At 57.6% G+C, this 24854-nt stretch carries 28 protein-coding genes; 13 read left to right on the top strand and 15 right to left on the bottom strand.

What is annotated here, in order from left to right; all coding sequences use genetic code 11:
- The 9 genes from ACTRWH_RS04370 to ACTRWH_RS04410 form a co-directional block, all read left to right on the top strand.
- Positions 1-646 (top strand): acetaldehyde dehydrogenase (acetylating) (locus ACTRWH_RS04370; RefSeq protein WP_462825969.1); only part of this gene is annotated, 646 nt, incomplete at its 5' end.
- A 12-nt stretch (positions 647-658) separates the two neighbouring features.
- Positions 659-1696, top strand: a complete 1038-nt coding sequence (gene dmpG / locus ACTRWH_RS04375) for a 4-hydroxy-2-oxovalerate aldolase (protein ID WP_136633700.1) — start codon at positions 659-661, stop codon at positions 1694-1696.
- Positions 1693-2487: a 2-oxo-3-hexenedioate decarboxylase gene (gene dmpH / locus ACTRWH_RS04380; protein ID WP_136633699.1), complete on the top strand. Its 795-nt coding sequence runs from the start codon at positions 1693-1695 to the stop codon at positions 2485-2487. Before dmpG ends, dmpH begins: the two co-directional genes overlap by 4 nt.
- Positions 2488-2520: 33 nt before the next feature.
- A complete protein-coding gene (locus tag ACTRWH_RS04385; RefSeq protein WP_462825970.1) occupies positions 2521-3114 on the top strand; it encodes a DsbA family protein in 594 nt (197 codons plus the stop codon).
- Positions 3111-3746 carry a glutathione S-transferase family protein gene (locus ACTRWH_RS04390; RefSeq protein ID WP_228210239.1) on the top strand — a complete coding sequence of 212 codons (636 nt, stop codon included), beginning with the start codon at positions 3111-3113 and terminating at the stop codon, positions 3744-3746. The genes ACTRWH_RS04385 and ACTRWH_RS04390 overlap by 4 nt, the downstream gene beginning before the upstream one ends.
- Before the next feature lie 9 nt (positions 3747-3755).
- Positions 3756-3947: a 2-hydroxymuconate tautomerase gene (locus tag ACTRWH_RS04395; RefSeq protein WP_007152856.1), complete on the top strand. Its 192-nt coding sequence runs from the start codon at positions 3756-3758 to the stop codon at positions 3945-3947.
- 38 nt (positions 3948-3985) lie between these two features.
- Positions 3986-4684 (top strand): class III extradiol ring-cleavage dioxygenase family protein, encoded by a 699-nt coding sequence (locus tag ACTRWH_RS04400; RefSeq protein ID WP_228210240.1) that lies wholly within the window; start codon positions 3986-3988, stop codon positions 4682-4684.
- Positions 4685-4712: 28 nt separating this feature from the next.
- Positions 4713-5657, top strand: coding sequence for a 2-dehydropantoate 2-reductase (locus tag ACTRWH_RS04405; RefSeq protein ID WP_462825972.1), 945 nt, complete (start codon positions 4713-4715; stop codon positions 5655-5657).
- A 177-nt stretch (positions 5658-5834) separates the two neighbouring features.
- Positions 5835-6791, top strand: coding sequence for an AraC family transcriptional regulator (locus ACTRWH_RS04410; protein WP_199480274.1), 957 nt, complete (start codon positions 5835-5837; stop codon positions 6789-6791).
- On the opposite strand, the gene ACTRWH_RS04415 is transcribed toward ACTRWH_RS04410, so the two are convergent.
- The 4 genes from ACTRWH_RS04415 to ACTRWH_RS04430 all read right to left on the bottom strand — a co-directional run bounded on the left by ACTRWH_RS04415 (position 6788) and on the right by ACTRWH_RS04430 (position 10853).
- Positions 6788-7597 (bottom strand): IclR family transcriptional regulator domain-containing protein, encoded by an 810-nt coding sequence (locus ACTRWH_RS04415; protein WP_462825973.1) that lies wholly within the window; start codon positions 7595-7597, stop codon positions 6788-6790. The genes ACTRWH_RS04410 and ACTRWH_RS04415 overlap by 4 nt on opposite strands.
- Before the next feature lie 120 nt (positions 7598-7717).
- A complete protein-coding gene (locus ACTRWH_RS04420; RefSeq protein ID WP_075195479.1) occupies positions 7718-8722 on the bottom strand; it encodes a porin in 1005 nt (334 codons plus the stop codon).
- A gap of 120 nt (positions 8723-8842) precedes the next feature.
- On the bottom strand, positions 8843-9682 hold the full coding sequence (fghA, locus tag ACTRWH_RS04425) for an S-formylglutathione hydrolase (RefSeq protein ID WP_036202357.1): 840 nt from the start codon (positions 9680-9682) through the stop codon (positions 8843-8845).
- Positions 9683-9734: 52 nt separating this feature from the next.
- The gene (locus tag ACTRWH_RS04430; protein ID WP_227662382.1) at positions 9735-10853 is read right to left on the bottom strand and encodes an S-(hydroxymethyl)glutathione dehydrogenase/class III alcohol dehydrogenase; all 1119 of its coding nucleotides are present in this window, start codon (positions 10851-10853) and stop codon (positions 9735-9737) included.
- 165 nt (positions 10854-11018) lie between these two features.
- Between ACTRWH_RS04430 and ACTRWH_RS04435 the strand changes: the two genes are divergently transcribed.
- The gene (locus ACTRWH_RS04435; protein ID WP_075195477.1) at positions 11019-11900 is read left to right on the top strand and encodes a LysR substrate-binding domain-containing protein; all 882 of its coding nucleotides are present in this window, start codon (positions 11019-11021) and stop codon (positions 11898-11900) included.
- 25 nt (positions 11901-11925) lie between these two features.
- Here ACTRWH_RS04435 and ACTRWH_RS04440 read toward each other — a convergent pair whose 3' ends face one another.
- The 10 genes from ACTRWH_RS04440 to ACTRWH_RS04485 all read right to left on the bottom strand — a co-directional run bounded on the left by ACTRWH_RS04440 (position 11926) and on the right by ACTRWH_RS04485 (position 21389).
- Positions 11926-12639: an ABC transporter ATP-binding protein gene (locus ACTRWH_RS04440; protein ID WP_075195476.1), complete on the bottom strand. Its 714-nt coding sequence runs from the start codon at positions 12637-12639 to the stop codon at positions 11926-11928.
- Positions 12636-13403, bottom strand: a complete 768-nt coding sequence (locus tag ACTRWH_RS04445; protein ID WP_075195475.1) for an ABC transporter ATP-binding protein — start codon at positions 13401-13403, stop codon at positions 12636-12638. The genes ACTRWH_RS04440 and ACTRWH_RS04445 overlap by 4 nt, the downstream gene beginning before the upstream one ends.
- A gap of 2 nt (positions 13404-13405) precedes the next feature.
- A complete protein-coding gene (locus tag ACTRWH_RS04450) occupies positions 13406-14362 on the bottom strand; it encodes a branched-chain amino acid ABC transporter permease (protein ID WP_075195474.1) in 957 nt (318 codons plus the stop codon).
- Between the two features lie 13 nt (positions 14363-14375).
- Positions 14376-15239: a branched-chain amino acid ABC transporter permease gene (locus tag ACTRWH_RS04455; RefSeq protein ID WP_075195473.1), complete on the bottom strand. Its 864-nt coding sequence runs from the start codon at positions 15237-15239 to the stop codon at positions 14376-14378.
- Between the two features lie 98 nt (positions 15240-15337).
- Positions 15338-16513, bottom strand: a complete 1176-nt coding sequence (locus ACTRWH_RS04460) for an ABC transporter substrate-binding protein (protein WP_462825975.1) — start codon at positions 16511-16513, stop codon at positions 15338-15340.
- A gap of 178 nt (positions 16514-16691) precedes the next feature.
- Positions 16692-17618: a methyl-accepting chemotaxis protein gene (locus ACTRWH_RS04465; protein ID WP_273622779.1), complete on the bottom strand. Its 927-nt coding sequence runs from the start codon at positions 17616-17618 to the stop codon at positions 16692-16694.
- A gap of 165 nt (positions 17619-17783) precedes the next feature.
- Positions 17784-18572, bottom strand: coding sequence for an alpha/beta fold hydrolase (locus ACTRWH_RS04470; RefSeq protein ID WP_462825977.1), 789 nt, complete (start codon positions 18570-18572; stop codon positions 17784-17786).
- Between the two features lie 14 nt (positions 18573-18586).
- Positions 18587-19789: a 3-oxoadipyl-CoA thiolase gene (gene pcaF, locus ACTRWH_RS04475; protein ID WP_369810868.1), complete on the bottom strand. Its 1203-nt coding sequence runs from the start codon at positions 19787-19789 to the stop codon at positions 18587-18589.
- An 8-nt stretch (positions 19790-19797) separates the two neighbouring features.
- On the bottom strand, positions 19798-20574 hold the full coding sequence (locus ACTRWH_RS04480; protein ID WP_075195463.1) for a CoA-transferase subunit beta: 777 nt from the start codon (positions 20572-20574) through the stop codon (positions 19798-19800).
- A complete protein-coding gene (locus ACTRWH_RS04485) occupies positions 20574-21389 on the bottom strand; it encodes a CoA transferase subunit A (protein ID WP_136633519.1) in 816 nt (271 codons plus the stop codon). Before ACTRWH_RS04485 ends, ACTRWH_RS04480 begins: the two co-directional genes overlap by 1 nt.
- Positions 21390-21586: 197 nt before the next feature.
- On the opposite strand from ACTRWH_RS04485, the gene ACTRWH_RS04490 reads away from it, so the two are divergent.
- Positions 21587-22366, top strand: coding sequence for an IclR family transcriptional regulator domain-containing protein (locus ACTRWH_RS04490; RefSeq protein WP_462825979.1), 780 nt, complete (start codon positions 21587-21589; stop codon positions 22364-22366).
- Between the two features lie 2 nt (positions 22367-22368).
- Here ACTRWH_RS04490 and ACTRWH_RS04495 read toward each other — a convergent pair whose 3' ends face one another.
- On the bottom strand, positions 22369-23271 hold the full coding sequence (locus ACTRWH_RS04495) for a LysR family transcriptional regulator (protein ID WP_075195460.1): 903 nt from the start codon (positions 23269-23271) through the stop codon (positions 22369-22371).
- Positions 23272-23377: 106 nt separating this feature from the next.
- Here ACTRWH_RS04495 and ACTRWH_RS04500 point away from each other — a divergent pair, with 106 nt between their 5' ends.
- Positions 23378-24499 carry a muconate/chloromuconate family cycloisomerase gene (locus ACTRWH_RS04500; RefSeq protein WP_379866309.1) on the top strand — a complete coding sequence of 374 codons (1122 nt, stop codon included), beginning with the start codon at positions 23378-23380 and terminating at the stop codon, positions 24497-24499.
- A gap of 48 nt (positions 24500-24547) precedes the next feature.
- Complete coding sequence (gene catC / locus ACTRWH_RS04505) at positions 24548-24838, top strand: muconolactone Delta-isomerase (RefSeq protein WP_075195458.1); 291 nt, start codon at positions 24548-24550, stop codon at positions 24836-24838.
- Positions 24839-24854: the final 16 nt, after the last annotated feature.

The following is a 24854-nucleotide window of genomic DNA, read 5'->3' on the forward strand; positions in this document are numbered from 1 at the left end:
TATTCGCGTGGTCGACCTGACCCCGGCGGCCATCGGCCCCTACTGCGTGCCCGTGGTTAATTTGGAGGAACATCTGGCCGAGGGCAACGTCAACATGGTCACCTGCGGTGGCCAGGCCACCATTCCCATGGTCGCAGCGGTCTCCCGAGTCGCCAAGGCTCATTACGCGGAAATCGTGGCATCCATTTCCAGTAAATCCGCCGGCCCCGGCACCCGCGCCAACATCGACGAGTTCACCGAAACCACCTCCAAGGCCATCGAAGTGGTCGGTGGTGCCGGCAAGGGCAAGGCCATCATCATCCTCAACCCGGCCGAACCACCCCTGCTGATGCGGGACACCGTCTACGTGCTGTCCGAGGCCGCTGACGAGGCGGAAATCGAAGCCTCCGTGGAAGAAATGGTCCAGGCCGTCAACAGCTACGTGCCCGGCTATCGCCTCAAGCAGAAAGTGCAGTTTGATGTGATTCCTGAAGACCAGCCCATGAACGTCCCGGGCCTGGGTAAGTTCAGCGGCCTGAAGACCTCCATCTTCCTGGAAGTGGAGGGTGCTGCCCATTACCTGCCGGCCTACGCGGGCAACCTGGACATCATGACCTCCGCGGCTCTTGGTACTGCCGAGCGCATCGCCGAATCGCTGGTCAAGTGAGGAGACTGAACCATGACTTATAACCCCGGCAAGAAACTCTACATCTCCGACGTGACCCTGCGGGACGGCAGCCACGCCATTCGTCACCAGTACTCCATCAAGAACGTGCAGGACATTGCACGGGCCCTGGACAAGGCAAAAGTCGACAGTATTGAAGTAGCCCACGGCGACGGCCTGCAGGGCTCCAGCTTCAACTACGGCTTCGGCGCCCACACGGACCTGGAGTGGATCGAAGCGGTGGCGGACGTAGTCACCCACTCGAAAATTGCCACCCTGCTCCTGCCCGGCATCGGCACCGTCCACGACCTGGACAACGCCTACAGCGCCGGCGCAAGAATCGTCAGAGTGGCCACCCACTGCACCGAAGCGGATGTGTCGAAGCAGCACATCGAGCACGCCCGCAAACTGGGCATGGACACCGTCGGCTTTCTGATGATGAGCCACATGCAGACCCCGCAAGGATTGGCGGAACAGGCCAAGCTGATGGAAGACTACGGGGCTACCTGCCTCTATGTCGTCGACTCCGGCGGTGCCATGAACATGAACGACATCCGCGACCGCTTCCGGGCCCTGAAGGATGTTCTGAAACCCGAAACCCAGACCGGCATCCATGCCCACCACAACCTGGCCCTGGGTGTGGCCAACTCCATCGTGGCGGTCGAGGAAGGCTGTGACCGTGTCGATGCCAGCCTCGCCGGCATGGGCGCAGGCGCGGGTAACGCCCCGCTGGAAGTGTGCATCGCCGCCTTCGACAAGATGGGCTGGGAGCACGGCACCGATGTGTACGCCCTGATGGATGCCGCTGATGACATTGTACGCCCGCTGCAGGACCGTCCCGTCAGAGTTGACCGCGAAACCCTGGCCCTGGGCTACGCCGGAGTCTATTCCAGCTTCCTGCGCCATTCCGAAGTGGCGGCGCAGAAGTACGGACTGAAAACCGTGGACATTCTGGTGGAGCTGGGCAAACGCCGCATGGTGGGTGGCCAGGAAGACATGATCGTGGACGTGGCGCTGGATCTGCTGGCGGCACAAAAGGAGCAGAACACATGAGCAAGACACTGAGCCGTGAACAGGTGCTGGCCCTGGCCGAACACGTGGAAAACGCCGAGTTGCAGGCCCACGACATCACCAAGGTCACCAATGACTACCCGGACATGACCTTCGAGGATGCCTACGACGTGCAGTGGGAAATACGCAGCCGCAAGGAAGAGCGTGGCAACAAGATCGTTGGCATGAAAATGGGCCTCACCTCCTGGGCAAAGATGGCCCAGATGGGTGTGGAGACTCCGATCTATGGCTTCCTGGCAGACTATTTCAGTGTGCCGGACGGCGGCGTGGTCAACACCAAGGAATTGATCCATCCGAAAATCGAAGCCGAGATTGCCTTCGTCACCAAGGCACCCCTGAAAGGCCCCGGCTGCCATATCGGCCAAGTGCTGGCGGCGACGGACTTTGTGATTCCCGCCGTGGAAGTTATTGACTCCCGCTATGAGAACTTCAAGTTCGACCTGGTGAGTGTCGTGGCGGATAACGCCTCATCAACCCGGTTTATCACTGGCGGCCAGATGGCCGATGTGGCGGATGTGGATTTGAAAACCCTGGGCGTGGTGGTCGAGAAGAACGGTGAAGTTGTCGATGTAGGCGCGGGTGCCGCCGTGCTCGGCCATCCGGCCTCCAGCGTGGCGATGCTGGCGAATCTGCTGGCAGAGCGGGGTGAGCACATTCCCGCGGGCACCTTCATCATGACCGGTGGCATAACCGCTGCCATCACCGTGGAGCCTGGGGATAATATCACCGTGCGTTATCAGGGGCTGGGGACCGTAACCGGAAGGTTTATCTAAGCCTCAAAGACACTGCCAACGGAGCAGGGAATTATGAGCGATACCATTGATCTGCGTTTATATTTCAACTTTCGCAGCCCGTACTGCTATCTGGCCAGCGAGTGCATGTTCGAGCTGTTTGACCAGTACCAAGTCAATCTGCTCTGGAGGCCTTTGGGGGGATGGCGCGGTCGCTCGGATCCGGACCGTGCGAAGGTCAAGATGCCTATCGCAAGGCAGGACGTGGCACGCTGGGCACGTCGATTTGGCATGCCTCTGACTCCACCTCCGAAGAGTACGGATCCTACCCGTGCCGGGGCTGGCTCACTGTTGGCGGAGAAGGAAGGACTGCTCAAACCCTACGTGGTGGCAGTGATGCGCGCCGAATGGGCGGACGGCCTGGACATAGGGGATGCAGCGGTCCTTTCCTCAGTTGCCGAAAGCGTTGGACTGAACAGAGAGGCGTTCGCCAGGGCGGTCGATGATCCCGAACTCCATGCCCAACTTGACCGGAACTGGCAGGAAGCACAGGAAAAAGGTGCCCTGGGTGTTCCCACGTTTGTTATCGGCGACCAGATTTTCTGGGGTCAGGACAGGCTGGATTTTGTGGGGGAGCACCTGAGGGATTTGGGAGCGGCACGCCAATGAGCAGGATACGACTGATTGATAAGCCTGAATGTCCGTTTTGCTGGCGAGTCCGAATTGCCGCAGCTATGCAGGGGCGGGTGATGCACAGTATGGACAGGTCAGATCCGGATGTTCTCGCCGAGTGGCAGCGATTATCGCCGAGTCAAACGGTGCCGGTGTTGATTGAGGATGACCTGGTACTGACGGACTCTGGCCCGATGCTTGAGTACCTGGCCGAAACCGGGCCGGCCTTGCTGCCGGATTCTCCACGCCGAAGGGCGGAAGCACGAAGCTGGGTCGTGTACGGGGATAGAATTTTGGGGCAATCCCTGCGGGAAGTGGTCTTTGAGAAACGCGATAAACCGGAGAACGAATGGGATCAAGACAGGATTCGTAAGGGTACACACGGATTTCTGGGCGGGCTAGCCGCACTCGAGATGGCGTTGCAAGACGAAAGCTTCCTTCTCGGGAACCAGCCAACCCTGGCCGAGTGCGCCTTGTTTCCAAGGTTTGCTCTGGCCCTGCTCTACGGCGTGGATATCCCTGCCGATTTTCCCCGAACTCGCCAATGGTTTGGTCGCCTGGCCACCTACCCGGCCTTCTTGTCGTCGAGCCCGGAGCGTGTCAGGAACGTTCTTGTTGATTTTGCGTGAGGAACCGTCATGCCAATAGCCCAACTGTATATCCTTGAAGGTCGCACGGACGAACAGAAAGAGCGACTTATTCGTGAGGTGTCGGAAGCCATGTCACGCTCAATTGATTCGCCGATTGAACGCGTACGGGTAATCATTACCGAAATGCCTAAAAGCCATTTCGGGATAGCAGGGGAGCCGGCCAGTAAAGTCCGTCCTTAAAGTTGTCTTCAAACCAACGTGTCTTGCGGGTGAGTAATGTGACCAAGCTGCCTGTGCTGTATTTGTCCTGTGAAACCGAAGCGCTGATAGGGCCCAAAGGGCAGGCAAGCCTGCGCCGCTTGATACGGCCGGATCTCGTGATTGCCAACGTAGCATTTATTACCTCGGCAAAAGGGGGCGTACAGCCGGAAATTTTTTACCAGTGTGGCGAGGGAGTTCTTGCCAGGCGTCTGCAATCTGAAATGGCGGAACGGGGGTTTGATGCCGCCGTTCGCGGATCTCGGGAACAGGGTTTGAAGGAATTGGCTGAGAGCATGACGCACCTCGCGCCTGATGAGGTGATTGAATTGAAGCTCAACACGGGCATGACCAGTGAACACTACAGGGCCATTGGTCATTGCCTGGAAGCCTTGAGAAACCAGGGCGTGTTGCTGATATGTCTGGACCGGCTGGAAAACGTCGGCAACAATGTGGATCATCCTCAGCCAATTGACAGTTATATCCGTAACCTGATTCGTCAGTGGGAAGATGAACACCGATGGGCAAAAGCCATGTCGAAATCTGACCTTGGTGCCTCTAATTCCAGTCCGGGAGCCAAAGCCCCCGTTGCCGACCCGACGTTATGTGTGCTCAATACCGCCTTCAGTCTGGGTGGAATGCAGGCACCTCAGCGCCTGTTTGGCTTTTCGCTGAACGAGACCAGTCAATCCCTCGCAGGTTATGGATGGATGCAATAATCTGTTGGAAATACAGAGGGTTCCATAAATGCTGAAACTATTGATGGTTGGGGCCGGTGGTATTGGAGGTTACTATGCTGCCAGGCTTCTGGAGTCGGGGCACCGGGTGATACTCACTGCTCGAGGGGACCATCTGCATGCCCTTGCCAGCCATGGCCTGAAAGTTTACTACGAGGGGCGGGAGCTGATTCATCGTCCAGAGGCGCTCAGCCACCAGCAACTGGCGGCCGGATTCCACCCTGACGACTTTGACGTAATCATCATTGCCCTGAAGTCGACAGCCACCGTATTGGTTACGGAAGAGCTCGGAACCTGGCTCAGACAGGGCCGGGTTCCCGTGTTGTCCTTACAGAATGGCGTTGACAATGAGCCGTTGCTGGCCGATGTCATAGGTACGGAGCGAATAATTGGCGGGCTTGCGGTGCGGATCGGTGGGCATATTGCCCGGCCAGGGGTTGTTGAAGCAGAAGGCGTTGCCGAGATCGTCATGGGCGAATGGCCTGCGGTGGGTAAACCCGGAAGCGCGCGCTCGTTGCTGCTGAAGAAACTCGCGGCGGTATTCGATGACTCGGGTATTCCCACCACGCTTTCCGACAACATTCGCTACGAGCTATGGCGTAAGCTGGTGATCAACAATGGTGTAAACCCGCTCTCGGCACTGACAGGACTAGACACCTGCAGCCTTACTCATCATCCTGAGCTCAGCAGGATTGTGTATGGCATGATGGCGGAAACCGTTGAAGCATCAAGGGCCGATGATGTGAATCTCACTCAGAAAGACCTCCACGAAATGTTCGAGCTGATCAGTTCCTTCAATGCGATCAAAACGTCCATGCTGATAGACAGAGAGAAGGGGCGCCCCCTTGAGTTGGACAGTATTGCCGGTGCTGTACTCAAACGTTGCACCAGTCTTGGCATCGATGCCCCATACACCTCGACCATCGCCACTTTGTTGAAGCAACAGGCCTCCTGACCTTCCTGAAGTGAGTTGGCGCACTTGCCGCTCTCGTATACCCCGTTGTATCTCATGTTCGCGTTCTTCTTTGATGACCTGACGTATGCTGTTTAGGTGGTGCCATCATTGGTTGTTGATTGACCATCTAAATTTATATAAAGTGAACTCATTAACAATAAGTAAATGAGGCGAGAGATGTTTGGTCAATCACTTGCGGGCGCTACCGTCCTTCAGGGGGCACATCCGGAAGAGGTGTCTTCGTTCGTTAATCAGCATATCGGGCAGCATCGCCTGGAAATGCTGGGAGAGCAGAAACGGAAGTCCAGTCTCAGCTTCAGGGAATTTGCCGGGTTTGGGATGTCCCAGCTCAGCTACGGTAACCATGTACGGGTAAAAAGCCCCGAACTTGAGTCCATCTACCACTTTCAGGTGGTCACCCGGGGTGAGTGTGTCTGGCATCAGGCGGGCGAGCGTATGAAGGTTCGCAGTGGTCAGGCGGTTATGGTGAACCCCTATGAAAAGATTGATCTGGAGTATTCGGATGATTGCGAAAAGCTGATCATCAAGGTTCCGGAGCATGTGCTCAATAATGCCCGTGAGTTGTCACACGGTCGGTTGCCGGAGGATGGCATTCGCTTTACTCGGGCGCCTGTGGAGCTACGGCTGTGTCCGGCACTGATCAATATTATGGAGGCCGTGCTCTCCGAGCTTGAAGATGCCGAAGACGAGGATATCAACCCGGTTTGCGGCGCCTATCGTGAAATCATCCTCAAGAAGCTGCTGAAGGTGTTTCCCAGCAACTGGTCATCTCAGGAAAAGGGGCCGGCCTGTACGCCTACCCTCGGTAAAATGCTCCGTTACATTGAACAGAACGTGCATCGCAACATTGATATTGAAGAGCTTTCCAGTGTCTCCAACATGAGTGTTCGATCCATCTACAATGCGTTTTCGAAGGCCTTCGCAACAACCCCGAAGTGTTACATCAAGCAGTTTAAACTTCAGAAGTTGCGGGAAGATCTCCTGCAGGGAAAATGCAGGAACGTCACCGAGATCGCGTTGGACTATGGCTTCAGCCACCTGGGCCGGTTTTCATCGGACTATCGAAAATCCTTTGGCGAATTGCCCTCCGAAACCATGCGAATGGCCGGTTAACCCCGGCCATTGCCTTCCCGCTGTTGCCCGCAGATCTGCCGTGTCACCCGGTCACTGCATTCCCGGACCTGTTCGAACAGGAATGAGCCTTCGCTGATGTCGGTGTCCCGATCAAGACCCAACAGGGTGATGACGGTGACGATGCTGCCGTTGATGTCGAAGACCGGACGGCTCAGCACATTGATTTCGGGTAGATAGTCACTGAAAAACGCGCAGTAGTTATCCCGCTTGATAGTTTCCAGATGGGGTTGCAGTTCTTCCCGGGTAATGGGTTTGCCCCGATGTTTCGGGAGTGACTTGGAGCTCTTGTAATACTGGTCCACCAATTCCTTTCGTCGTTTTGCCGGCAGGTGAGCCAGGTAAATCCTTCCTGACGCTGAATTCAGTGGCGACAGTTCGGCGCCCAGTCGGACGTTGACCGAGATCGGCTGGCTTGAATCCAGCCACTTGATGATCAGCGGGCCGTTCCCGTTCCAGACGGTGACCGACACGGTTTTGTCGGTTTCCTCGTTGAGCCGGTCAACGGCTTCATAGCTCAGTTGAATGGGATTGATGCGACGGAGCGCGGAAATACCGAGGGTCAGGCTGGAGTTACCCAGGGTGTATTGGGTCTGGTTTACCTGATTGATGTAGCCCTCTCTCAGCAAACTGACGAGGTATTTGTGGGCACGACTGGGTGAGAGATCCAGGGCCCCCGACAGCTCTTTGAGGGTGGGTGGCCTGGAAGCCGCGGAGATGTAGTTGAGGATATGCAATCCGATTTCCAGCGAACCGATTCCCTGCCGCTTTGGGCTTTCTTCTGCCATGGACGTTACCGTTTGCAATTGACTGGTGCTGCCTTGTACCAGCGGAAAACAGGTGCCCTGGAGACGGCGGGCACCTGTTTTGCGGGTTGTTGGCAAGGATACCAATTCTGAAGGTCCGGATCAGAATTTGTACTTGGCCATGACCTCAACCTGCTGGCCTTCCGGCAACAGTGGGCCGAAGGCGAGATTGTACTTTCGCCACTCTATCCCGGCTTCCAGATCCTGGGTGATGTTGTGGATCAGGTTAACGCGATGGGCTTCGTAGTTGGTGTCGGCGTCGTCATCCACTTCGACGGCTGTATAGGCGACGTTTGCCCGCCACTCATTGTTGATGACGTAGCGAAAGCCAACGTCAAACCCTGCCTGGCTGACAGCGTCGTCGTTTTCGACATCCGGTGACGACAGGCTGTTGTTTACGCCAACACCGGTGAATGCACCAAGTCCTTCACCGTAGTGAGCATTCACGTTCAGGCTGTGAGGCCCGATCATGAACTTCGAGCCGATGGCGCCGCCACCCACGAAGTCGCCATTTTCAACTTCGCGACCTGATGCGGTGAGGATAACACGGTGACCACCGTCGAGACTCAGGTTGTAGTTAACCGCAAGATCAGGCGTGTCGGCGTCGTTGTTGACCGGGTCCTGTGCAGTAAAACGGAAGCCGGCAACCTCGTGACTAATCAGGTTTGTGCGGAAGTTGAACCCGCCCAGGGTGCCTCGCGGCCCGCCCAGGAAATCCAGGTAATCGTGATAGGCAACGGCCCAGAACTGGCCGGTCCAGGTCTGCCCCACGGTGGTCTGATCCACCTTGATGAAGGCGTGGCGAAGCCGTAGGTCGTTATTCTCGCCAGGAAAGGTGCCGCCGTAAAAGTCGCCTTCCACAAAGCCGACAATCGTATGGCCTTCCTTCTGGGTGACTGTTTTAAGGTTAACGCGGGACTGGTTGGAACGGCCGAAGATGCGGGAATCCCCATCATCGACTTTTTCATAGATGGCTTCGGCTTTGAAATAGCCACCGATGCTGAATTTGGTGTCGTTGAACTCGCCGAGTTCGAGAGCGTGAACGGCGGGGGCCGCGCTGAGACCGGATGCAATAGCGAGCGCTAGTAATGAATGTCGATAGTTCATTTGCCTTCTCCTTGTTGTTTGGCATTTGAACTATCGGTTATTCAGGCGTGGGCAAATATCCGGTTAATGAACATCCCTATCCGTTTTTTGTACTTATCTCCGGCACGGTGCAGGGTTCCGTCACCGTTCCAGATGACGACCATGGAATCGCAGATGGTCCTCAATGAAGCTGGCAATGAAGTAGTAGCTGTGGTCGTAGCCCTCGCGCAGATTCAGTTCCAGCGGATAACCGCTGATATGGGCTGACGCCTCAAGGGCTTCGGGGCGAAGCTGTTCGGCCAGGAAATTGTCAGCGTCACCCTGATCCACCAGGGCCGGCACGAATTTCTGTGCCTTGCGCATTAACAAGCTGGCATCGTAGGCAGCCCAGCGCCCGGTATCGTTGCCGAGATAGGCGGCAAAGGCTTTTTTGCCCCACGGGCAGCTGACCGGATTGCTGATCGGGCTGAAGGCAGACACCGACTGGTATGTCTGTGGATTGCGCAATGCCAGCACCAGGGCGCCATGCCCGCCCATGGAATGTCCCGCGACAGAGCGTTGGCCGGTCACTGGGAACACCGACTCCACCAGTGCCGGTAGTTCATTCAGCACGTAATCGTACATGCGGTAATGCGTGTTCCAGGGGCTCTCGGTAGCATTCACATAGAACCCCGCCCCCTGGCCAAGATCGTAACCGTCATCGTTGGCGACGTCGTCGCCTCTGGGGCTTGTGTCCGGGGCCACAATGGCAATGCCCAGTTCGGCGGCTACGCGGTGGGCGCCCGCTTTCTGCATGAAGTTTTCGTCGGTGCAGGTCAGGCCCGATAGCCAGTAAACGACGGGTACCTTTTGCCCACTAGCCACCTGTGGTGGCAGGTAAATCGCGAAACGCATGACACAACCAAGGGTGTCGGACCGATGGCTGTACTGCTTGTGCCAGCCACCGAAACTTTTGTTGCTGCTCAGGTTTTCGATGCTCATCAAGAACTCCGTGGGTGAGTCGCCTGCCATGGGCGGCAGGCGACCGCGCCGGTCACTTATCGAAATGGATCACGCTACGAATGCTCTTTCCTTCGTGCATCAGTTCGAACGCCTCATTAATGTCTTCAAGCCCCATGGTGTGGGTGATGAAATCGTTGAGTTTGAACTCGCCCTGCAGATACCGCTCGACAATTCCAGGGAGCTCGGAGCGGCCTTTGACGCCGCCGAACGCGGAGCCTTTCCAGACTCGACCGGTCACCAGTTGGAATGGGCGGGTGGAAATCTCCTGGCCAGCACCTGCGACACCGATGACGACGGATTCGCCCCAGCCCTTGTGGCAGCATTCCAGGGCAGAACGCATCACGTCGACGTTGCCAATGCACTCAAAGGAGTAGTCCACGCCGCCATCTGTCAGTTCGACAATGACTTCCTGAATGGGTTTGTCATAGTTTTTCGGATTGATGCAGTCGGTCGCGCCCAACTGCTTTGCCAGGTCAAATTTGCTGTCGTTGATATCAATAGCAATGATGCGGCTGGCCTTGGCCATGGTAGCGCCAATAATGGCAGACAGGCCGATGCCGCCCAGGCCGAAGATCGCCACGGTGGCACCTTCTTCCACCTTGGCAGTGTTCATGACGGCGCCCATGCCGGTGGTTACTCCGCAGCCCAGCAGGCACACTTCTTCCAGTGGCGCTTCTTTGTTCACTTTGGCCAGAGAGATTTCCGGCAGCACGGTGTACTCGGAGAAGGTGGAGCAGCCCATGTAGTGATAGATTGGCTGGCCATCCTTGTAGAAACGGCTGGTGCCATCGGGCATCAGGCCCTTGCCCTGGGTTTCCCGGATCTTCCCGCACAGGTTGGTTTTACCGGAGAGGCAGAATTTACATTCTCCACACTCTGGCGTGTACAGGGGAATAACGTGATCTCCAATCTCGACACTCGTGACACCTTCGCCGATGGCCTCAACGATGCCGCCGCCTTCATGGCCCAGAATCGCGGGGAAATTACCTTCTGGATCGTCTCCGGAAAGCGTAAACGCGTCGGTGTGACAGACGCCGGTAGCGATCACCCGCACCAGAACCTCACCGGCTTTCGGCGGCATTACATCCACTTCTTCAATGGAGAGTGGTTGCCCCGGTCCCCAGGCAATGGCTGCTTTTGATTTGATCATCTCGCTCATAATTCTCTCCGTTTGTGATGCATCTGTATTTGGACACTGCCCGAATGATCTGGTCATTATATTTGCTGCACATATGTTGATAATGACCGTGTTCGTGAAATCACTTTTACTCATGTGTAATAATCAGAATTGCTGAAGCAAAAGTAGGGTGGTGACATGCAGCGCTGGGAAGGTGTAAACGAATTCGTGGCGGTGGCTGAAACGGAGAGCTTCACCCGGGCGGCAAAACGCCTGGACGTCTCGACCGCTCACGTCAGCCGACAGATCAGCGCGCTCGAAGACAGGTTATCCACCCGTCTGTTCTATCGAACGACCCGTCGCGTCTCCACTACCGAGGCCGGGCAGATCTACTATCAGCATTGTCGCCAGATACTGGACGCCCTTGAACAGGCGGAGCGCTCTATGACCAATATGCAGCTGGTGCCCCAGGGCCGGCTGCGACTGACGGCGCCGGTAACCTACGGAGAGAAGTCGATCGCACCGCTGGTCAACGATTTTGTACTGCGGTATCCCGAACTCGACGTTGAAATGAAACTGACCAATCAGCAACTGGACCTGGTGGCGGAAGGTTACGACCTTGCGGTACGGCTTGGTAAACTGGACGATTCGAGCCTGATGGCCAGGCGTCTTGCTTCCCGGACTCTGTATGTATGCGCCTCGCCAGCTTATCTCGCTGTCCATGGCACCCCGCACTCTCTGTCTGAGCTGGAACACCATAATTGCCTTCAGGGGAATCTGGGTTACTGGCGATTTCAGGATGCGGGTCATCCCCGCAATGTCCGGATTCGTGGAAATGTGCGTTGTGACAGCGGCAGAGCCTTGTTGGATGCAGCGCTGAAGGGGGTTGGTATTGTCCAGCTGCCGGATTATTACGTTGGGCCGGCACTCGACGCGGGTACACTGATACCTCTTCTGACTCATTACCAGGAAGACGATGACGGTATCTGGGCGGTGTATCCCCATAACCGTCACCTGTCGCCAAAGGTGAGAATGCTGCTGGACTACTTTGTGGATTCACTGGGCGTGCCAAACGCCTGATTGGGGCTAAGCCCAATCAGGGTATTCAGACACTGAGCGCGGTTTCGACCTTTTCCAGATTCTGGTCCAGCTCTTCGGAGCTGCCATCAAAGTGAACCTGTCCTTTCACCACCACCACATGACGGTCACAGAGCTTTTTCAGTGCCTTGATGTTCTTGTCCACGATCAGTGTGGAAATGCCCGACTCACGGATGGTGGCAATCACGTTCCAGATGTCCTGGCGGATCAGCGGCGCCAGACCTTCGGTCGCCTCGTCCAGAATCATCAGTCGGGGATTGGTGACCAACGCGCGGCCGATCGCTAGCATCTGCTGCTCGCCCCCAGACAACTCCGTACCCAGGTTTGACAGGCGTTCCTGAAGGCGCGGAAAGGTATCCATGACCCGATCGAAATTCCAGCCGGTGTTGCCGTTGCTGTCGGGGCGGGCGGCCATTTGCAGGTGTTCCTTCACCGTCAGATTGTGGAACATGCCCCGGCCTTCGGGAACATAGGCTATGTCGCGGCGCATCCGCTTCCAGGTCGGCAGGTTGCTGATGTCCTGTCCGTCGAAATACACATGACCACTGCGGGGCGGCACGATGCCAAGAATGGACTTGAGCGTGGTGGTCTTGCCCATGCCATTACGCCCCATCAGGCTCATGGACTGCCCCTTATCCAGCCGGAACGACAGATCGTGAAGGATGTGGCTTCGGCCATACAGGGTGTTGAGGTTTTTAACTTCCAGAAGACTGTTGCTCATGCCGCTTCCTCCTCGTCTTCCTTGCCCAGGTAGGCTTCTTTCACCCGGGGCTCGTTACGTACTTCATCCACGGTGCCGGTGATCAGATGGGTGCCGTTGTCCAGTACGGTCAACTGGTCGGAGAGCTCGAAGATGGCATCCATATCGTGTTCCACCAGCACAATGCTGTAGGTCTGCTTGAGTTCGTTCAGCAGTTCGATAATGCGCTGGGACTCCTCGTGACCCATCCCCGCCATAGGCTCATCCAGCAGCAGGATGCAGGGGTCGGTTGCCAGCACCATCGCCAACTCAAGCTGGCGTTGCTCACCGTAGGATATTTCCGCTGCGACGGTGTGGATGCGGCTTTCGAGCCCCACCTGGCACAGCGCTTTTTCAGCCGCTTCCCGAACCAGCTTGTTGGAATGACGCGACGCGAACAGATTGAAGCTGCCGGTGAAGCGGCGTTGAGCGGCCACGGCGCAGTTTTCCAGGCAGGTGACATCGGCGTAGATGTTGGTTTTCTGGAAGCTGCGGCCAATGCCCCGGCGCACAAACTTCCAGGGTTTCATGCCCTCAATCTGATCGCCCTTGTGGAAAATGCAGCCGCTGGTCGGTTTCAGTGTGCCGCACAGCATATTCAGCAGCGTACTTTTGCCCGCGCCGTTGGGACCGACCACGCCGTGCAGTTGTCGGTCATGAAACTGCAGGGAAATGTCGTTGAGTGCCTTGATGCCGCCCCAGTGTTTGCTGAGGGATTCGGTTTCCAGAATGATGTCGTTGGCCATGATTATTTCTCCAGCAGCTTTTCAAGGTAACCGGCCAGGCCTTTGCGCAGCAGCAGGACCATCAGGATGATCGCGCCGCCCATGAACAGCATCCAGTCTTCGCTCATGTGCTCGAAGAAATACTGCAGACCTTCATAGGTAATGGTGCCGAGAATGGCGCCGTAGATGGTGCCCATACCACCGAGGATGGACATCACCAGGGCGGTACCGGACATTTCCCAGGTCATGAATTGCGGATTGACGTAGCCATACTGCAGGGCGAACAACAGTCCGGCGTAAGCCGCCAGGGTGCTGCCGATGATGTAGCTGATCAGACGGAACGCGAAAATGTTATAGCCCAGGGCCTCGGTGCGTTCCGGATTCAGGCGGCTGGCTTCCACAATGCGGCCAAAGCGCGAACGCAGGATGATCTTGATGGCCAGCAGGGTGACCAACACCGCCAGCAGCGACAGGTAATAGAAGTGCGTGGGGTTATCCAGGTTCAGGAAGTTCAGGCCAAAGATGCTGGTTTCCGGCTTCATGAAAATGAACAGACCGTCGTTACCCCCGAACTCCAGGGAGTCGAAGAAGAAGTAGTACACCATCTGCGATATCGCCAGGGTGATCATGATGAAATAGATGCCAGAGGTTCGCAGCACCACAACACCGACAACCAGAGCGACCACAGCGCTGATACCCATGATGTACAGGGCGTAGAGCCAGAAATTGACGGCTTCGTATTCCGGCGTAACGATCACGAACAAGTAACCGCCCAAGCCGTAGAAGAGTGCGTGCCCCAAGGTCACCAGGCCAACACGCCCTACCAGAAAATCCAGTGACATCACGAACACCGCCAGGATCAGGATGGTGGTGGCTTTGCCGACGAAGAACGAATTGTCCTCAAGGAACAGAGGAATACAGAGGGCGATCACAAAGAAGATCGCCAGAAAGATGCGCTCGGTGCGTTTCTCGAAAATCATGTTCGGCTCCCGCTTACTTGGCGAACAGGCCCTGGGGCTTCACCAGCAGCACCAGGATCATAAAGATGTAGATAATCATGTTGGACATGGTGGGCATCAGTACCGCAGCAAATGTGCTGATAACCCCCACCAGGAGGGCTCCCACAAAGGCGCCTTTGATCGAACCCATGCCGCCGATGACCACCACCACGAAGCAGGTAATCAGGACGCTTTCGCCCATACCCGGAACAATGGAGCGCATGGGAGCGGCGATAATGCCAGACACCGCGGCCAGCATGACGCCAATCGCAAACACGATGGTGTAGAGGCTTTTGATATTGACGCCCAGGGCTTCCACCATTTCCCGGTTGGATTCTCCGGCACGGATCAGCATGCCCAGGCGGGTCTTGCTCACCACGAAATAAAGCGCGGCGGCGATGGCGATACAGATGAATGCCGCAAAGATGCGGTAAACCGGGTAACTGGAGTTGTCGGTGAAGGGTACGGAACCGCTCAGCGCGTCAGGAACTGCGACGCCATAAGGGTCGTTGCCCCAGAGAATGCTTTGCAGCGAGTTGAACACGAAGATCATGCCGATGGTCAGCAGTACCTGATCCAGGTGGTTGCGGTTGTACAACCGCTGTATCAATACCCGTTCGATCAGTATGCCCAGGCCGAGGGCGATGACAGCCGAGAGAATGGCGGATACCGTAAAGCTGCCGGTTACCGCAACGAAGTACCACACCAGATAGGCACCGACCATGTACATGGAGCCATGGGCCAGGTTAAGGATGCCCATGACACCAAACACCAGGGTCAGGCCGGAGGCGATCAAAAACAGAAGCAACCCATACTGGAGACCATTAATAAGTTGCACGAAGAAAAGTTCGGTAGACATAGTGATACCCAACGGTTTTACGGATAAGTCAGTTCAGGTGTGGGCAAGGGAGCTTCAGATGAGCCCCCGGCTTTTGCCGGGGGATTCAGAACCCGTGCTTAGAGCTTGCAGCCACGGGCAGGGTCTTCCAGCGCTTCGGCGGCGATGCTCTGCACCACGTTCACGCCGTCCTTCACTTTCCTCAGATAGACGTTCTGGATCGGGTTGTGGGCCTTGGAGAAGGTGAATTCTCCACGCGGGCTGTCGATGGTCAGCTTTTCCATGGTGCTGATCACGGCCTGCTTGTCCGAAATGTCACCCTTGAGCTGGTCGATGGTGTTAGCGATAGCCTGCCCCGCGTCATAGCCCTGTACGGCGTAGATGTCCGGGTAGTGGCCGTATTCGGTATTGAAGGCTTCGCGGAATTCCCGGTTCTTGGGAACATCCAGTTGCTCTGCATAGTGCAGACCGGTCATCACGCCTTCGGCAGCGTCGCCCTGCGCCTGCAGAGTGCCTTCGGTGAGGAAGCCGGACCCCAGCAGCGGAATCTTGCCGCGCAGGCCCATGGCATCGTAGTCCTTCACGAACTTGATGGCGCCGCCGCCAGCGAAGAAGGTGAATACAGCATCGGGATTTGTATCCGCGATGGAGCTCACGTGGGACTGGAAGTTGGTAGATGGGAAGGGCAGGAGCACTTTCTCGACAATCTCGCCACCACCGGCAGTGAACGACTCTTCAAAAGCGTCCAGGCTCTCGCGGCCCATGCCGTAGTTCCAGCTGATGGCATAAACCTTCTTGTACCCCTTTTCCAGAGCGACTTTGCCCATGGGGTAGGATGGCTGCCAGGATGAGAAGGACGTCCGGAACATGTTGGGCGAGCACAATGGGCCTGTGGCCGCTGCCGCACCTGCGTTCGGAATGATCATCACGGTGTCCTTGCCACGAAGCATCTTGATCATGCCCATGGCAACACCGGAATGAACCGGGCCAATTATAAAGTCCGCTTCGTGTTGGTTCAGCAGAGACGACGCCAGTTCCGGAGCCCGTGATGGTTTGGCTTCGGTATCCAGCTCAATAAATTCAATGTCCGCGCCGTGCAGGTTGGCGGCGTTTTCCTTCAGCGCCAGCTTCAGGCCGTCGCGCCCGGCTTCACCCAGTTGTGCGTAGATGCCACTGAACGGCAGCATCACGCCAATTTTTACCGGGTCACCGGCGGCTGCATGGGCGCCCAGGCTCATGCCTGCGGTTAGAGTCGTTGCCAGTACTGCGCTGGCAAGGGATTTGGTCCTGTTCATTTCAACACCTCGAAATTTTTGTTTTGCGGTTCTGTCATTAGAGGCGTCACGGCGCTGCAGAAATATCCGTTTTCTGCACAGGGGTGTCCGGTGATTGCACAGGCATTGTTGGAACTTTATATTTCAGACAGTTGGCCGACGAAAAAATGAAGACTCGGTGTACAACGATGCCTGAAAATCAGTCGTTCGGGCTGAGATCGGTATAAAGCTGGTGGGTCAGTTCACGCTGAACCCGTAGACGGTCAGTAATTCCCTGCACCACTTCCATTCGGGCCACGGCCCCGGCCTGAATATCCTTCATTGCCTGTAAGGCTTCACCGGACTGGTCCAGGCACTGGTTGCACGACTCGCGGATTCTCTCCATGCCATTGCCCGCGTCCACCGACGTGGTTGTCAGGCTGTTGGCGATGGCGCGAATGCCTTCGCTGGATTCGTTGGCACGAACCGCAAGATGGCGCACTTCGTCTGCCACCACGGCGAACCCTCTGCCATGTTCCCCCGCCCGGGCGGCTTCAATGGAAGCGTTCAGGGCCAGCAGATTGGTCTGTTTGGCAATATCCTGAATGTTGCCGACGATGGTGCCAATTTCCTCGGACTGTGTACCCAGTTGGGTGAAGACCTCGTCAATGCGTCCCATGAAATCGGCCAGTTCCCGGATGGAGGCTTCGGAGTCGGAAATGCAGCTGGCGCTGTGGGTGACTTTGGCGCCCGATGCCTTGGCGAGTTTGCCGGCCTCGCCCATTTCTTCCAGGATGACCTCGACATTATTGCGCAAATCGTCGAGGTGGCTGATGAGCATGGGGTCGGGGGCTAACGGTTGTTCTTGCAGGTTGGTTTCCGGCACCGGCTCTGCGACAGGTTCCGGTACGGGCACCGGTATTTCCTCACGGACGGTGATAACCTCTGGCTGCCATTTCACGCAGAGGGCGAGAGCGGCGGCAACAAGGCCCAGGGTCAGAGTTGCGGCAACAACCTGAAGGAGGCTGCCTGCCGTGGCAAGCAACAATACGATGCCCACTAACGCCAGGATCAGTGCGCCGTAGATGGGGGTTTTGGAAGTTCCGGAGTGTGTCGGTTCCTGTTCGAACGCGAGGGTGTCGGCCATAGTGGTGTTTCCGCAGGGCAATAGTTCTGATTGTGCTGAAACGCTAAGGCTTTTTTGGCGGCGCCACTATCCGCTGAGTGCAGAGGTGTGTCCGTATAATGAAGTTGGGTGCTGGCGAGAGTAAAAGCCAGGCCGGGAGACGAACGGGCCTGGCTTGTATGTCGATCAGGCCAGGTTGTTGACCAGGATCTGGGTTAGCTTGTCCGGGCACTCAACGGAAGGCACATGGCCAACCTGCTCCAGAATGACCGGCTCCGCCGCGCCGCTGGCGTCGGCCAGCGCCCTCAGGGTGTCTGGCGGTGTGGCCACGTCGTCGGACCCTCCCACTAACCGGAGTGGTACGCGTTGCTCGCTGAGCATTTCGCGGAAGTCGACCCGCCCCAGCATTTCGCACAGCAGGGCATAACTACGGTTATCGCCGCGCCCCATGATCACGCGCCAGCCTTCCACCAGCGCTGGTTGCTGTTCGCAGACGCTGGGGCCGAACCAGCGCGGCACAATATCCACCGCCATGGTGCTCAGGCCCAGTTCCAGAACGCTCGCAGAACGGGTGTTCCAGGCGTCGGGGGTGCCGATGACGGCTCCGGTGTTGGTGAGTGTGGCGGACAGCAATCGGTCTGCATGCTTGCTGACGAGTTGTTGGCCAATCACTCCCCCGATGGACGTGCCCGCGAAGTGGAAACGCTGTGCCTCGGCGGCAGTGGCGAGTACGAGGGCCTCCTGTGCCAGGTCTTCAGGGGCGATCTGGTCACTGGCCTCTGGCCAGGCCGCGCTGGCGCCATGTCCTGGCAGGTCCCAGGTGAGTACCCGGAAGCTGTTCAGCAGTGCGGGGATCATGTCGTCCCACACGGCCTGCGTCATGCCCAGGGGGTGTGCCAGCATCAGCAGCGGTTTTGCGCTATCACCGAGCAGGCGGTAACAGACAGTGCGGCCGTTGTGTTTCAGAAAAGCCATGGTAGCTCCTTGCCTCAGACGCGTTCGATAAGTGTTGCAATACCCTGGCCGACGCCCACACACATGGTGCAAAGCGCGTATCGGCCGCCGGTGTGCTGCAGCTGGTGGGCTGCCGTTTGCAGCAGTCGTGCGCCAGACATGCCCAGTGGATGCCCAAGGGCGATGGCGCCGCCGTTCGGGTTGACCCGGGGATCGTCGTCGGTAACGCCCAGTTCCCGTAGTACGGCCAGTCCCTGCGCGGCAAAGGCTTCGTTCAGTTCGATCACGTCGATGTCGTCAATGCCGATGCCTTGCTTCTCCAGCAGTTTTCGAACGGCGGGGACCGGGCCAATGCCCATAATACGCGGTTCCACGCCGGCCGTGGCCATGCCCAGGATGCGGGCCATGGGTTTCAGGCCGTGGGCTTTTACCGCGTTTTCACTGGCAACCAGCATAGCCGCGGCACCATCGTTGACGCCGGAAGCATTGCCGGCGGTCACGCTTCCGCCTTCCCGGAAAGGGGTTGGCAAGGAGGCGAGTTTCTCCAGGGTGCTTGCACGGGGATGTTCGTCGGTATCGAATACCAGCGGGTCCTGTTTTCGGCGCGGAATGGATACCGGCACGATTTCTTCTGCGAAGCGGCCTTCCTTCTGTGCCCGGGCGGTTTTTTCCTGGGAACGGAAGGCAAACAGGTCCTGATCTTCCCGCGACACCTGGTACTGCTCGGCGACGTTTTCCGCGGTTTCCGGCATGGAGTCGATGCCGTATTGCTTCTTCATCAGCGGGTTCACGAAGCGCCAGCCGATGGTGGTGTCTTCGATCTTCTGACCCCGTGAAAAAGCCGAGTCAGCCTTGCCCATCACATAGGGCGCGCGGGACATGGATTCCACGCCGCCGGCCAGTACCAGCTCCATTTCGCCGGCGCGTATGGCGCGAAAGGCGGTGCCCACTGCGTCCATGCCGGAGCCACACAGGCGGTTGAGGGTCGTGCCGGGCACGGAGGTGGGCAGGCCTGCGAGCAGGGCAGACATCCGGGCAATATTGCGGTTGTCTTCACCGGCCTGGTTGGCAGACCCCATCATCACCTCGTCGATGGCGGCGGGGTCGAGTTCCGGGGCCTGTTCCAGTACAGCCTTGAAGATATGTGCCGCGAGGTCATCGGGGCGAACGCTGGCCAGGGTGCCGCCGAAACGGCCAATGGCCGAACGGCGGGGGTGGCAGAGATAAACGTCAGTCATGATAGTCCTCACTGTTGGCCGGCATGATGCGCGTTGGTGCGCGCTTTCAGGTCACGCAGGATGTCCAGCTCTTTGGCACTGGGTTCCGGCGTTGTTTCCAGCTGTTCCGCAAACCGGATCTCCCAGCCAGTCGCTTCGATCACTTCTTCCCGGGTTACGTTCGGGTGTAAGGATGTGACCACCAGTTCTTTGGTGTCCGGATCGGGCTTGAGAATGCACAGATCGGTAATCACCACCGTGGGGCCGCGACCGATATTAGGGACATTATCCCGTGCGGTGCCGTCACGTCCAAAGCCAACGGTGGTGACGAAGTCCACGTCCTTCACGAAGGTGCGTTTGGAATGCTTCACGGTAATGAACACTTCCTTCGCGTTGGTGGCAATCTCAGGGGCACCGCCACCGCCTGGCAGCCGCACTTTCGGTTCGCGGTAGTCTCCAATCAGGGTGGTGTTGAGGTTGGCGAAACGGTCGATCTGGGCGGTGCCCAGGAAGCCGACACTGATGTGGCCGCCCTGGAGCCAGTAGCGGAACATCTCCGGAACGCCGACGGTGGTCAACGCCGATTCGCACAGTTCGCCATCACCGATGGACAGTGGAAGAACGTCCGGCTTGGTCTGCAGGGTGCCGGATTCGTAAATCAGGGTGACGTCGGGCGCGTGGGTCAGGCGTGCCAGATTGGCGGCTTCACTGGGCAGGCCGATGCCGACGAAACAGGTCATGTCGTTGGTCAGTGCGCGGGCGGCAGTGACGCTCATCATTTCCGAAGAGGTAAATTCAAGGCTCATCACGCAGCTCCTTTTTCAAATACGTTGTCTTTCAGCCAGCTCTGGAAGGTTTCCCGGTCCCGGGCAATGCCGTCCCACTCTTTGTAGAAAGCGTTGTCGCGGTCGTAGTAGCCCAGCGCATAGGACGGGCTGGCGCCTTTCGGGGCCTCGGCAATGGCCGTAACCGCCCAGGACGGCAACACGCAGGCGTTCACCGAAGCGCCCAGATCGTCCACCACTTCTTCAACGGTCACGATGCTGCGCTTGGCGGCCAGAACCACTTCTTTCTGGATACCCACAATGCCTTCTATCAGTACATTGCCTTTGCGGTCGGCCCGCTGGGCATGAATCACAGCAACGTCCGGACGTACCGATGGCACGGCGGCCAGGCGCTCTCCGGTGAACGGGCACTCGATGAATTTGATCTGGTCATTCACCTTTGGCAGATCGCTGCCCACGTAGCCACGGAGCACTGCCAGTGGCAGGCCGGCAGCACCGGCTTCATAGGCGCAGGCCATGGCAGCGTGGCTGTGCTCCAGGATCTCCAGTTTATTCGGCCAGCCTTTCTCGACGGCATCTCGCAGGCGATGCAGTGAGCCCACGCCTGGGTTTCCGCCCCAGGAGAAGATCAGTTTCCGGGCGCAACCCGCACCGATCATCTGGTCGTACACCAGGTCCGGTGTCATGCGGATGAGCGTCAGGTCGCGCTTTTCCTGGCGGATGATTTCGTGGCCCGCAGCGAAGGGGATCAGGTGCGTAAAGCCTTCCATACAGACCGTATCGCCATTGCTGATATAGCGGCTCACGGCTTCCTTGAGAGAGAGAAATTCAGCCATCACGGAATCTCCAGTGCAGTGCATTGTTGAAAAGTTCGATATACGAACATAAGTTTAATATGCGAACATAATGACTCGAAGGTTTTGGCGTCGTCAAGTACAAATTTTCACCAGTTGCCAAAAATGCACGGATGTTCGGATACCGAACGAGCTGTTACCATTTGCGGAGGCTGTGTTCAGGCGAGTAAGGAGCAGGAATGGACGATCAGGTTCTCAGGCCCGGAGACCGGGACTATGTAGGTGCACTGGCGTCAGGGCTGGAGGTGTTGCAGGCGTTTGACGCTGAGCATCCACGGATGACCCTGAGCGAGGTGGCGACACGGACGGATATGGACCGGGCCAAGGCGCGTCGTTTCATGCTTACTCTTCACGCGCTGGGATTCGTGAAGCGCAACGGCCGGCAGTTCGAACTGACGCCCCGGGTTTTACAGCTGGGTTATGCCTACCAGGCCTCGAACCAATACCGGGCGGTCATCCAGCAATACCTGGAGGACATCACGGCGGAACTCGGGGAGTCGTCCTCGCTGGCGGTGCTGGATGGTGACGATGTGGTGTACGTGGTGCGTTCCTCGGCAAGGCACCGGTTGATGGCCATTACCCTGTCCGTGGGCACACGCCTGCCGGCGGCCTATACCTCCATGGGACGGGTGTTGCTGGCGCAATTGCCGGAAGAGCAGCTGGAGGCGTTTCTTGCCCGGGTGAAGCTGGAAGCGTTCACCGCTTTTTCGATCACGGATACCAAAGCTCTAAACAAGGACATCGCGAAGGTACGTAATCAAGGCTATTCGATTGTGGATCAGGAGCTGGATTCTGGGCTTCGGTCAGCGGCTGTGCCCGTGTTTGCTGGCAATGGCGAGCTGCTGGGGGCGATCAATATCAGTACCAATGCCGCGCGGGTGGATATGGAGACACTGGTGGGGGTGTATTTGCCCCGATTGCAGCAAGCGGCCGAGGCGGTACGGCGAACGACCCGCTGAAATCATGGATACCGGCCCGTCAGCCGGTTTTCCACCAGCTCATCCAGAATCGTGTTCGCCAGTCGCATCACCGCATTGGGGTTTTCTCCCCGTCGCCGTGACGCAATGACCGGTACGCTGATGTTGTCATCTTCCAAAGGCATGTAGTCCACACCTTCCCGGTTCAGCCGTCGGACCTGCTCCGGCACCAGGGTAAACCCCATATCCGAAGCCACCAGTGACAGCGCCGTCTGCAGGTCATTGACCTGTTGCATCACGTTGATACGCAACCCGCGACGATGGAACAGGCCCTGGGTCAGATCGGCGAAGTTCGGGCCCGGGCCGGACGGGAAGGTGATCATCGGCCATTCCGACAGCTCCTTCATGGACGGCGGGTGCCGGGTCAGGGGGTTGCCGGCGGGAATGGCCGCGATAATGGGTTCGTCGAACAACAGTTCCTGATCAACATCCGGGTCTTCGATGCGCACCCGGCCAAAACCGATATCAATCTTCCCCGATTTCAGCGCATCTACCTGCTCCCGTGTTTTCAGTTCGTGCAGGATGATTTCCAGGTTCTTGTTGCGCCGCAGACGCCGGACCATCAGTGGCAGTTGCCCGTAGAACACGGAGGGTACGAAGCCGATGGAAAAAACGGTTTTGCGGTGTTGGGCGATCCGGCGGGTGTCGCTGACGGTTGCGGCCATCTTGTCGAGAATCTGCCGTGCCTGCTCAAGAAAGTATTCACCGCCGGTCGTTAATACCAGCCCCCGGGGCTTCCGAATGAACAGCGCAACCCCCACTTCTTCTTCCAGCTGTTTGATGGCACGGGTCAGAGGTGGCTGGGCGATAAACAGCTTTTCCGCAGCACGAGTGAGGTTCAGTTCCTCTGCCACTGCCACGAAGTAGCGCAAGTGTCTCAGCTCCATCCATACCTCCAGGGTATCGCTTCGTACTTAATCAATATTGGTTCCCATACGTGAAACTTCGTACTGTCCGAATGACAGGCATTTTAACTTGCGATTCGGAGAGCACATGTCCGCCACCATTCAGTCCATTGAAGCCATCCTGGTCGATATCCCGACCATCCGGCCGCACAAACTATCCATGACAACCATGGGGGTTCAGACCATGGTGATCGTGCGGATGAAGGATTCCGATGGCCTGGAAGGTTTGGGTGAAGCCACCACGATTGGCGGCCTGGCCTACGGCCCGGAAAGCCCCGAAAGCGTGAAACTCACCATCGACACCTATTTCAAGCCACTGCTGATCGATCAACCAGCGGATGCCATCAATACTCTTAGAGTAAGGCTAAACCGTGCGACCCGCGGAAACAACCTGGCCAAGTCCGCCATTGAAACCGCGCTGCTGGATCTGCAGGGAAAGCGCCTGAATCGTCCGGTTTCCGATCTGCTCGGCGGCGCTCTGCATCAGCACATTCCGGTGCTCTGGACGTTGGCCAGTGGTGATACCGCCAAAGATATCGATGAGGCGCACAGTCTGATCGCGCAACAACGCCATTGCGATTTCAAGCTGAAAATTGGTTCTCGCGCGGTGATGGATGATGTGCGCCATGTGGCGGCTATCAAGGAAGCCGTGGGTGAGCGGGCCAGTGTGCGTGTTGACGTCAATCAGGCCTGGGATGAAGCCACGGCAGCCAAGGGTATGGCTGAGTTGCAGGCCGCCGGCATTGATCTGGTGGAGCAGCCTACCCCGATGAAGGATTTTGGCGCCCTGGTACGCCTGTCTGAAAAATTCCATATCCCGATTCTGGCCGATGAATCCGTAGCCGACGCCAAGGACCTGTTTGCCCTGGCGGCCGGAGGATTTGCCGGTGCGGTGGCGATGAAAATTGCCAAGGCAGGCGGTCCGATCCGAGCGTTGGAACAGGCGACGGTTGCCCAGTCTGCGGGGCTTGGACTGTACGGCGGCACCCTGCTGGAAGGCACCATCGGTACCGCCGCGTCCCTGCACGCCTGGTCCACGCTGGAAACCCTTCACTGGGGAACAGAGATGTTCGGCCCGCTACTGATGAAAGACGACATCGTGGTGCGCCCGCTGAACTTCCACTCCAACGGCGTGGACCTGCCGCAGGGCCCGGGCCTGGGTGTCGAGATTGATGAAGACAAGCTGGCGGTCTATCGCAGAGACGCATAGGGCGCCGGCCGTATGTACGCCGCAAGAATGGATAACGGAGGAAAGCACATGCTGTTCAAAGTCGAGATGAAAGTGAACATCCCCCACGACATGCCCGCCGATGTGGTAGCGGACATCAAGGCCCGGGAAAAAGCTTACGCCCAGGACCTGCAGGAAAAGGGCAAATGGCGCCACCTGTGGCGTGTGGCGGGTAGCTACGCCAACGTCAGTATTTTTGATGTGGAGGACAACGCCGAGCTGCAGGACCTGGTCGGCAACCTTCCGCTGTTCCCGTACATGGATATCACCGTTGCGCCCCTGTGCCGTCACCCGTCATCCATTCGCGAGGATGACCGCTAACGGGCGTAATCAGCCA

The organism is Marinobacter sp. G5_S1_61_S3 (assembly GCF_054968585.1).